This window comes from Roseibium sp. RKSG952 (genome assembly GCF_009711355.1).
On record NZ_SMMF01000804.1, the window covers coordinates 1 to 10,889 of the forward strand.

8 protein-coding genes are annotated in these 10,889 nt (G+C 54.1%); all 8 read left to right on the plus strand.

Annotated elements, in window-relative coordinates:
• The coding region (locus tag E1297_RS49760; protein WP_209015692.1) for a hypothetical protein at positions 1 to 210 on the plus strand (210 nt) is incomplete at its 5' end.
• Positions 211 to 416: 206 nt separating this feature from the next.
• Entirely contained in the window at positions 417 to 1,577 is a 1,161-nt protein-coding gene (gene cyoA, locus E1297_RS07655; protein ID WP_368669483.1) for a ubiquinol oxidase subunit II, read from the plus strand.
• 15 nt (positions 1,578 to 1,592) lie between these two features.
• Complete coding sequence (gene cyoB / locus E1297_RS07660) at positions 1,593 to 3,596, plus strand: cytochrome o ubiquinol oxidase subunit I (RefSeq protein ID WP_155136081.1); 2,004 nt, start codon at positions 1,593 to 1,595, stop codon at positions 3,594 to 3,596.
• 3 nt (positions 3,597 to 3,599) lie between these two features.
• Positions 3,600 to 4,232 carry a cytochrome o ubiquinol oxidase subunit III gene (cyoC, locus tag E1297_RS07665; protein WP_155136084.1) on the plus strand — a complete coding sequence of 211 codons (633 nt, stop codon included), beginning with the start codon at positions 3,600 to 3,602 and terminating at the stop codon, positions 4,230 to 4,232.
• The gene (cyoD, locus tag E1297_RS07670) at positions 4,229 to 4,606 is read left to right on the plus strand and encodes a cytochrome o ubiquinol oxidase subunit IV (protein WP_155136087.1); all 378 of its coding nucleotides are present in this window, start codon (positions 4,229 to 4,231) and stop codon (positions 4,604 to 4,606) included. Before cyoC ends, cyoD begins: the two co-directional genes overlap by 4 nt.
• A gap of 5 nt (positions 4,607 to 4,611) precedes the next feature.
• The gene (locus tag E1297_RS07675; protein WP_368669484.1) at positions 4,612 to 5,403 is read left to right on the plus strand and encodes an SURF1 family protein; all 792 of its coding nucleotides are present in this window, start codon (positions 4,612 to 4,614) and stop codon (positions 5,401 to 5,403) included.
• A 684-nt stretch (positions 5,404 to 6,087) separates the two neighbouring features.
• Positions 6,088 to 7,416 (plus strand): efflux RND transporter periplasmic adaptor subunit, encoded by a 1,329-nt coding sequence (locus E1297_RS07680; protein WP_196223237.1) that lies wholly within the window; start codon positions 6,088 to 6,090, stop codon positions 7,414 to 7,416.
• Between the two features lie 9 nt (positions 7,417 to 7,425).
• On the plus strand, positions 7,426 to 10,782 hold the full coding sequence (locus tag E1297_RS07685; RefSeq protein WP_155136093.1) for an efflux RND transporter permease subunit: 3,357 nt from the start codon (positions 7,426 to 7,428) through the stop codon (positions 10,780 to 10,782).
• Positions 10,783 to 10,889: the final 107 nt, after the last annotated feature.

Here is a 10,889-nt window from a genome sequence, read left to right on the forward strand (position 1 = left end):
ATGTGCGAAAAATTTTATACGTTATCGTCCGAGGCTTTTCCGGCTGCGCAAACGAGCTCGGTTTTTTGTCTAATTCAGTGCACCCGCAAACCGCCGACCAAACAATTTCTGAAATGCCTAGAAGAGCCGACAGGGCCACAACCGGGCATTCCTGGCGACAGGGGAGTGATGGATAAATTGTCGCATGTCAAAACTTTCGATAATTCGTAAATTGTTCGAAAATCGGCTTCACTCTGCAATTGCCGCCAAGTCGGATGTCGCGTTTTCAATAAACTGAACATTACCATATCATTACCAATCGTATTGCCCACTTGTGAACTTGGTTTTCTCGATTTAGGTCGTCACCCCCTTGGCCGCACCTTCTCCCAGTGCGACGGCTAACGACACAAAACTTTGAAAATCAGGCAGGTAATTCAGTGCCTTTAAAACGTATAGCTGCGATAACTTCGCTGCTGGCCTTGTTGGGCGGCTGCAATATGGTTGTCATGGATCCCTCTGGCGACATTGCCAACCAGCAACGAGACCTCATACTCATTTCGACCGGATTGATGCTAGTCGTGATCATTCCTGTGATGTTGTTGACGGTTCTGTTTGCCTGGAAATACCGGCAATCCAACAAGCAAGCGACCTACGAGCCGGAATGGAGCCATTCCACCAAGCTGGAAGTCGTCATCTGGACCGTTCCACTGGCAATCATTGCAGCACTTGGAACAGTAACGTGGATCACCACGCACTCGCTTGACCCCTACAAGCCCCTGGACCGGATAGGCCCCAACCAGCCTGTGGCCAGTCATGTCGAGCCACTGGAAATACAGGTTGTCGCGCTCGACTGGAAATGGCTGTTTTTCTATCCTGAATACGGCGTTGCAACAGTAAATGAATTTGCCGCACCGGTGGATCGCCCGATTACGTTCAACATCACCGCATCGACAGTGATGAATTCGTTTTTTGTCCCGGCTCTTGCAGGTCAAATCTATGCCATGCCCGGCATGGAAACGAAACTGCATGCCGTGATCAATGAACCGGGCACCTTCGAAGGCTTCTCCGCCAACTATAGCGGTGCCGGCTTCTCAAAGATGCGGTTTTCCATGCTGGGCATGTCGGATCATGATTTTGACGACTGGATCGAGAAGGTCAGCGGCAACGGAGGGAAGTTGAGCCGGAGCCTCTATCTGGAGCTTGAGCGGCCCAGCGAGGATGAACCGGTCCGATATTATTCCGAGGTCGATCCGAGCCTGTACGAGCGCATCTTGAACATGTGCGTGGAGCCGGGGCGCATGTGCATGGGCGAGATGATGGCCATTGATGCCCAAGGCGGTCTCGGCGTTGCGGGTGTCTACAACGTGTTTCCCGATTCACCGGAAGACAGCAATCGCGCGCGTCTGAAATCGGTTCTCGGTCCAGAGCCGGCTTACATCTCGACCCTTTGCACGACAGAAGATCCTTTCGGCAAGTCGTATGTCGGACGCGCACCGAACACCAAGAAGGCCGCGACAGCGAACCAGTCCCCGGTTCAAACCACAATCAGCTCACGCATTCCGGTTCCACCTGCGGACCAGCTCACACAGAACAATTGATAAGGTTTGGCATCAATGACCAACCAGTCCATAGAAACAACGTTCTTGCTGGGACGGTTCAGTCTGGCGGATATTCCGTTCCACGAACCGATCATTCTGGGAACGTTCATCGTGGTCGCCCTCGGGGGCGCTGCGGTTTTTGGCGCACTCACCTACTTCCGTCTCTGGGGTTACCTCTGGCGGGAATGGTTTACATCGATTGACCACAAACGCATCGGGATCATGTACATGATCCTTGGCGTGATCATGCTGCTGCGCGGCTTTGCCGATGCGATCATGATGCGCCTTCAACAGGCGATCGCCTTTGGAGGAAGCGAAGGCTTTCTCCCCGCGCACCACTACGACCAGATCTTCACGGCCCACGGCGTGATCATGATCTTCTTCGTGGCAATGCCTTTCGTCACCGGCTTGATGAACTATATCGTGCCGCTGCAGATTGGGGCACGAGACGTGTCCTTTCCGTTCCTGAACAACTTCAGCTTCTGGATGACAGCGGGCGGTGCTGTCTTGGTGATGATGTCGCTGTTTGTCGGCGAATTCGCCAAAACCGGCTGGCTTGCCTATCCACCCCTTTCTGGGATCACCTACAGTCCGGACGTCGGTGTGGATTACTACATATGGGCTCTGCAGATTGCAGGGGTCGGAACGCTGTTGTCAGGCGTCAACCTGATCTGCACGATTGTCAAGCTGCGTGCACCGGGCATGACCATGATGAAGATGCCTGTCTTTACCTGGACCGCTCTTTGCACAAACGTCCTGATCGTTGCCGCCTTTCCGATCCTGACCGTTGTCCTGACGCTCCTCGGAGCGGACCGGTATCTCGGCACATCGTTCTTCACGAACGATTTCGGCGGCAACTCGATGCTTTATGTGAACCTGATCTGGATCTGGGGTCACCCGGAGGTCTACATCCTGATCCTGCCGATCTTCGGTGTGTTTTCCGAAATTACGGCAACCTTTTCAGGTAAACGCCTGTTTGGCTACTCCTCAATGGTCTATGCAACGGTCGTCATTACCGTGCTGTCCTATATTGTCTGGTTGCATCACTTCTTCACAATGGGATCGGGCGCCAGCGTCAACAGCTTCTTCGGCATTACAACCATGATCATCTCGATCCCGACAGGGGCGAAGATGTTCAACTGGCTGTTCACCATGTACAAAGGCCGGATCCGGTTCGAAGTGCCAATGCTGTGGACCCTTGCCTTCATGCTGACCTTCGTGATCGGCGGAATGTCGGGTGTTCTTCTTGCCGTCCCCCCGGCAGACTTTGTCCTGCACAACAGCCTGTTCCTGATTGCCCACTTCCACAATGTCATTATTGGTGGCGTGGTGTTCGGGGTCTTTGCAGCCATAACCTATTGGTTCCCGAAAGCCTTCGGCTTCAAGCTGGACGAATTCTGGGGCAAGGTGTCGTTCTGGTGCTGGGTTGTCGGGTTCTATCTAGCTTTCATGCCGCTCTATATCCTTGGATTGATGGGCGTGACCCGGCGCATGCGGGTGTTTGATGATCCTTCGCTGCAAATCTGGTTCGTGATTGCCGCTATAGGCGCCATCTTGATTGCCTGCGGCATTGGCGCATTTTTGGTCCAGATCTATGTCAGCATCCGAAACCGTCACGCCCTGCGCGACACAACGGGTGATCCATGGAACGGACGCACCCTGGAATGGGCAACATCCTCCCCTCCGCCGGACTATAACTTTGCCTTCACCCCGATGGTGCGCCAGCTGGACACTTGGTGGGACATGAAACAAAGCGGTTATGAACGTCCCCTTTACGGATTCCGCAAGATCCACATGCCCAAGAACACCGAAGCCGGGATTATCCTTGCAGGTTTGAGCGTGGTCTGCGGTACGGCACTCGTCTGGTATGTGTGGTGGCTGGCAGCTTCAAGCTTCCTTGCCATCATCGGATACGGCATTGCCCACACATTCAATTACAAGCGGGATTACTATATTCCGGCCGATACCGTTCTTGAAACGGAATCGACCCGGACCCGCCTGCTTGCTTCGCAGGAATAGGCCATGAATATGAATGCTGTCGGCGCGAGTGAAAGCGCCAAGCCCGTGTTCTTCGATCTGGAAGACAAGGGCCATCCGGACGGTCACAGCACCTATCTGGGCTTCTGGATCTACTTGATGAGTGACTGCCTCATTTTCGCGGCGCTTTTTGCAACTTTCGGTGTTCTCGGCAGCAGTTTTGCTGCCGGGCCCGCACCGAAGGATTTGTTCGATTTGAACCTGGTGTTGCTGAACACCTTCATGTTGCTGTTTTCGTCGATCACCTTCGGGTTCGCTATGATCTCGGCCGATAGGAACCAGGTCACCGCTACCCGGATATGGCTCGCTGTGACTGCGTTGTTCGGTCTGGCCTTTCTCGGCATTGAACTCTACGAGTTCCATCACCTGATGGAACTTGGCGCGACGCCACAACGCAGCGCCTTTCTGTCAGCTTTCTATGCGTTGGTGGGGACCCACGGTCTGCACGTCTTTTTCGGTCTTGTCTGGATAATCGTGCTGATTACCCAGATCGGACAGCACGGCCTGATCGGCGCAAACCGCCGGCGGATGATGTGTCTCAGCATGTTCTGGCATTTTCTTGATGTGGTCTGGATCGGCGTCTTTACCGTTGTCTATCTGTTGGGAGTGATCCAATGAGCGCAGAAACACATTCTCTCGGTCATGTCGGCGCGCATGAGGCCGGTGCTAGCCACAGCTCCCTGTCGGGGTATGCCAAGGCCTTCATACTGTCGGTTGTTCTGACAGTGCTGCCGTTCTGGCTGGTCATGGCAAATGTCATCGAAGACAAGCTCACCACGTCCCTTCTGGTGGTCGCCTCTGCAGTCGTTCAGATTGTTGTGCATGTGGTGTATTTCCTTCACCTCGACCGGAAGTCGGAAGGGGGCTGGAATCTGCTATCCTTCCTGTTCACAGTGATCATTCTGGCAATTGCCATCGCTGGCTCCCTTTGGGTCATGCATCACCTTAACGTCAACATGATGCCGGTCCACGATATGGGGCGCGCGGGTTGAACAGCGTGAAAGACGCATTGGCAAACAGGGACATGGCAGTACAGCACTGCCATTCCCCCGCCCGGAAACCCGGGTGGAAGTTTTACGCCGTAATTACGCTGCTTCTGGCAGGCATTGCGGCAACTTCGGCTCTGGGCGTCTGGCAAGTCCAGCGCAGGGCATGGAAGCTGGATCTGATCAATCGTGTCGAAACCCGTATTCACGCTGCTCCGGTCGACGCCCCGGGACCAGATGACTGGGCGGGCTTGACACACGCATCCAGCGAATACTCGCCTGTGAAAATTGAAGGCCGCTTTCTTCCCGGCCAACCATTACTCGCCAAAGCCGTTACGGATCTCGGGTCCGGATTTTGGGTTTTGCAGCCCTTCCGGGCGAACCTTGGTTTCGTTGTTCTGATTAACCGCGGGTTTGTACCGGACGCGGCAGCAAAACAGAGCGACATGTCCATCGCGCCCGGAAATGCAACCGTGTTGACAATCACCGGACTGCTTCGGCTATCTGAACCAGACGGTGGTTTTTTGCGCGCAAACAAGCCGGACCAGGACCGATGGTATTCCCGGGACCTTAAAGCAATGGCAACAGCACGAAATCTCGGACCCGTTGCGCCTTATTTCATTGATGCCCAGGAAGGCACATCTGCTGAGGTCTACCCTCGTCCGGGCCTGACCAAGGTGACGTTTCACAACAGCCACACGGTCTACCTGATGACATGGTTTGCACTGGCACTGCTTTTGAGTGGCTACACTGTCTATCTGATCCGCGATGCATTTTTCACGATTCACGACAGCACTGCATAGGCAGTGTGGACGAATTGAATCAGGTAGTAGTTGTGGGATTCCGGATTTGAATTCAAAGGGCAATGCCGTTTGAAGAGTGCCGTATTTCTACATTGATCAGAGTTTGCCACAGAAACCGTACGCCGGTGCCAAGTTCTAACTTTCTTTATAATTCAGCCACATTGGTTGGTTGCAATGGAAGCTTTTGGGAATGCCTACTACTGGGGATATGTGCTGGCTCTGCCAGCCAACACTATTCTGCAAGGCGGGGACTTTGCAGCTTTATGAGGTCTCACCCAGACGCAAAAATTCATCGAATGGCAAACAGCCGCTTGGGGCCAGGACAAAGATGGGCGAGCGTTCCAAGGCAGGAACCTGTCCAAAGTTTAATGCGTAGATTTCTAGCTATATAAGCCGCATTTTTTGCGGTTTTCTGCGGATGCCGTGGCAGGGTAATGGATGTGTAAGACATCCTATTACAAATTGGCGCTTGATCTTCGTCGGCCACACGAGCTTATAGGTGTAACATTGTAAAAAATACTATGTGATTGATCCCGCTTGGGAGGGGGTGATCAGTCACTACAAGATGCAGCCTTAAGGAAACTCATGCTTCAAGACGTCGATCAATCGGCAGAAGACAGCCCACTCCCAGAGCAACAAAAGAATATTTCATCCCACTCGACGCCATCGAGGCGGCTAAGACTTGTGTCAAAGGGTCTGCTGCAGGGTGGCGTGGCCCTTGTGGTGACAGCAGTCGCTCTCTTGGCAATGAACTGGCTGATCGTCACAAAGCCTGATGTTCCAAAACAAGCGTTGAGTGAGAAAGCCTATCCGGTTGAGAGCTCTTTGGTGCATCTCGGCATTCATTCACCTACCATCAGCGCTTTCGGCGAAGTGACTGCAGGTCGAACGGTAGAATTGCGCTCGCTGGTCGCCGGCGAAGTGATTGCCGTGAACCCGGCATTGAAAGTCGGTGGCATGGTGTCGAAAGGCGACATGCTGGTGAAAATTGACCCGTTTGAATATGAGGGCGCGCTTACCGAAGCCAAGGCGGATCTCGCTGAAGCGGAAGCAAAGCAAGTTGAGAACAAGGGGCAGTTGACGCTTGAGCGGGAAAATATCAAGCGTTCAAAGGAACAGCTTGAGTTCGCCCAAAAGGATCTGAAACGCGCGACGGAACTGGTCGAGCGCGGTTCGGGAGCGATCAGCGAACAAAGCGTTGATGAGCGAAAGCTTCTGGTCTCTCAAAGAGAACAGGCGCAAGAGCAAAACCAGAACACCCTGGCGCTGTACGAGGCCAAGGTCGCCCAGCAAGATGCCGCTATCAAGAAATACCAATGGGGTGTTCAAAACGCAGAGCGGCAACTGAACAACACGGTTTTGTATGCGCCCTTTGATGCTGTGGTGCGCGAACAAGGTGCCGAAGCTGGCCGGTTGGTGAGCGTCAACGACGCTGTCGCGTCAATTTACAGCAATGAAGAACTGGAGGTCCGTTTCACCCTGTCCGACAATGAGTATGGCAGGATTGTATCAAGTGAGGGAACGGTAGTCGGGCGGCCGGTCGATTTGCTCTGGAATATCGGCACTGACCCTATTGTCTATCATGCAAAGGTTGATCGGGTTGCTGCAGATGTCGATAGCACCCACGGTGGGGTCGATATCTATGCTGTTGTTGATTACGACCAAGACAAGCCCCCCTTGCGGCCAGGCGCATTCGTTCAAATTCAAATACCCGATCAGGCGTATCCGGAAACTTTCCGGATTCCGGAAAACGCGGTTTACGGTGATGGTCTGGTTTACGTCATAAAGGACGGCCGGTTGCAAGCGAAACAGGTCAGTGTGCAAGCCTATGACGGCAATACCACTATCGTGCGCGGAGGCCTTGAAAACGGAGACGAGTTGCTGACCACACGGCTTGCGGAAGCCGGTAATGGGTTGCTCGTAAAATCAACCCGACCCGCAGAAGACGTAAAAGAAACCGGGTCCCTGTCTCGCAGCGGGGATTTGTCCGGCGCAAGCCAGGCCAAAGGCTAGGAGCCCTCCATGTCACTCAAGAACACTGGTGGGATCCTGACAACCATCGTGCGGCACCCGACAGCAGCTAACCTTGTCATGGTTGCAATGATCCTGTTTGGCGCCCTCGGGCTTTCGAAACTCCACACGCAAGTGTTTCCGACCATTACGGATGATACCGTCAGCGTCAGCATCACCTGGTCAGGCGCAAGTGCGGAAGATGTGGTGTCAAATATCCTTGACGTTGTAGAGCCGGAACTCCGCTACATAGACAATCTTGATGAGATGGTCGCCTATGCGAGAGAAGGGGGCGCGGATATCAGTCTTGAATTCGTCGAGGGATCGGACATGCAAAAAGCGCTGTCTGATGTCGAGCAGGCCGTCAATGGCATCACGACCCTACCAAGTGACAGCGATACGCCGACAATTACAGCGTCGACCCAAACCGATGCGGTCGCAACGCTCGCCATACGTGGTCCATATTCAGAGGCCGCGCTCAAAACATTTGCCCGGCAAATTCGAGATGATCTCTTGGAGCGAGGGATCGACAAGATCAACCTGACCGGATACCGCGCTCCCGAAATCGTGGTAGAAGTGCCCGAGCGCGAGTTGCGGCGTTTGCAGTTGAGCGTTTCCGACATTGCGACCGAAATTTCGTCAAATACCACCGATGTTCCGGCTGGCGACATCAAGGGGAATGTTGACCGCCAGATACGCGCGATTGCCGAAAAGACGCCCGCAGCTATCGGAGCAGTGGATGTCAAGACATTGAGCACCGGCGAAAAGACGACGATTGCTGATATTGCTCATATTTACCGCGATTTCGATGAAGACGACGAGCAGGGCTTTTCAACGGGTACACGGGCGATAAAGCTGAGCCTCAAGCGCATGGAGAACTCCGATACACTTAAGGCGTCGGAGATACTGGATCAGTATCTTGAAGAAATACGGCCCCAATTGCCGTCCAACCTGGAAGTTCTGAAATACAACGTCGCCGCAGACGAAGTCAAAGATCGCATCCTGATGCTTGTCGACAATGGACTGTCAGGTCTGATTTTGGTCGTTGTGATCCTGTTTGTGTTCTTGAATGCACGCATTGCCCTTTGGGTTGCTGCAGGTATCCCGGTGGCAATGATCGCAACCTTCGGGGTCATGTGGCTCTTCGGCGAAAGCATCAACATGATATCCCTGTTCGGGTTGATCATGATGCTGGGTGTTATCGTCGATGACGCCATTGTCGTCGGAGAGCATACGGCGACACGGCTTGCAATGGGGGACCCTCCGGATGTAGCTGCGGTTCGTGGCGCTCAGACGATGTTTTCACCCGTTTTGGCCGCAGCCCTGACGACAATCGCCGCTTTCATGCCCATTCTTCTGATCAGCGACAAGCTTGGGCAGGTGTTGAGCACATTGCCGGTTGTCGTGGTATCGGTTGTTGTGGCATCGCTGATTGAATGTTTTGCCGTCCTGCCAGGTCATCTTGGTCATTCGCTTTCTGGCAAAGCGGGTTGGAAATGGTGGCGGGTGGCAGTATTTTCTGGCGCACCGGCCCTGTTTCTGTTCGGCCTGATGGAACAGCCGGATGTATCCGTACCGCCCTATTTCGATGCAGTTGTTGATCCTCTTAAGGGCCTCAGCACCGCTTACGGTTCCACTGCAGTTGAGTTGATGCTGCTTGGGGTCTTTTTTATCGCAGGCGTTGCTGTCGAGTATGGATTCTTGTTGATGCGGCGGCGGAAACGGGGGAGCAAGACAGTACATAGAGACAGCACCTTCCGCAGGGCGGTCGACACAGCATTTGACTGGGTCCGCGACAATCCGTTCAAGTCAATTGTACGTGCGGCGGTTTCCTATCGCTATGTCACTTGCGCGCTGGCATTCGCGGCATTGCTCCTTTGTGTCGGGCTGGTTCAGGGGGGGCGTGTCGGCTTTACCTTCTTCCCGTCTCCCGAAAGTGAGCACCTGACCGCTTCTATTGTCTTTCATCCAGGGACACCCCAGAAAACCGCGCTGGATGGAATGATGAAGATTGAAGATGCGCTGTACGATGCGCAAAGGAAGCTGACCAACGGCGACGGTGATGAGCTTGTTCTTGCGTCCTTTTCCACGCTTGGCCAAGCGGGCGATTACAGCGGTGACAATTTCGCAAATATCAGCGTGCAACTGACGCCAGCCGAAGCCCGCTCCATTCGCACGCCGGAGATCGTTCGCGCATGGCGCGCGGCGGTACCCGAGTTGCCTTCGATTTCCAATCTGTCGATAGCGGAAACCCGTGGTGGCCCGCCGGGGCGTGATCTCGATATCCGTCTTACCGGCGCGCCCCTGCCGGATCTCAAGGCCGCAGCCGCGGAACTTTCCGGGGAACTTTCGAGTTTTCCTGGAGTGAGCGGGGTGGAAGATGACCTGCCGTTCGGAAAGCCTGAACTGCTTCTGGAGCTGACGCCGCGCGGGAAGGCCCTCGGCTTTACGATTGACAGTGCGGCAAAGCAGATCCGCTATGCGTTCGAGGGCAATATTCCACGCTACTTTGCCGAGGGGGACGAAGAGGTGGCAGTCCGGGTACGGCAGGCTCTGGCCGATGTGGGCAGCTCGTCGCTCCGCGACCTCTCGCTTAAGGCAAGCTCGGGTGAATATGTTCCCCTGTCCGAAGTGGTCCGCCTGAAGGATGCGCAGGGTTTTTCGGTTGTGAAAAGGCGGGATGGCAAGACAGTTGTAAGTGTTGTGGCGGATGTCGACAGTTCCGTAACATCCAACAACCAGATCATGGCCGCTTTGAGCAAAACCTATTTGCCGCAACTGGTTTCAAAATATGGCCTCAAGTATGAATTCAAGGGCAAGGCAGAAGAGCAGCACACCGCCTTTGTTGATTTGCTCACCGGGGTCATTCTCGCTGTCATCGCGATTTACATTATCCTGGCTGCCATATTTGGCAGCTACTCGCGGCCAATTGTGGTGATGTCGATTATTCCATTCGGGATCGTGGGGGCGATATTCGGGCATTACATCATGGGTTACAAACTCACGATGCTCTCGATCATCGTGTTGCTCGGCCTGTCGGGTATCGTGATCAACAACTCGATCATTCTGGTCGACAGGTTTCTGGAGCGCCGCGCGAATGGCGAAAGTCACAAGGAGGCGGCGATTTCGGCAAGCTGCGACCGTTTGCGGGCGGTCTTCCTGACATCGCTTACCACAATCAGTGGCTTGCTCCCGTTAATGTTCGAAACCAGCCGCCAGGCTCAGTTCATGATCCCGATGGCAATCACGATCGTGTTCGGCTTGGCGGTCGCAACCGTACTGGTTCTGATGCTTGTGCCGGCACTGCTGCAAATCGGAGACGATTTTTCCCGGGTCATACGGATCCGGCACAGACTTCACGAGGCGTGAAGGCCTCTGAACGGTAAGGTGGTCCCAGGAATTCAGACCAACTGATAGTACTACAGTTGCGTATTTAAAGTCGGTGAACCCTGTACACGACACAGTTTACGATTGTG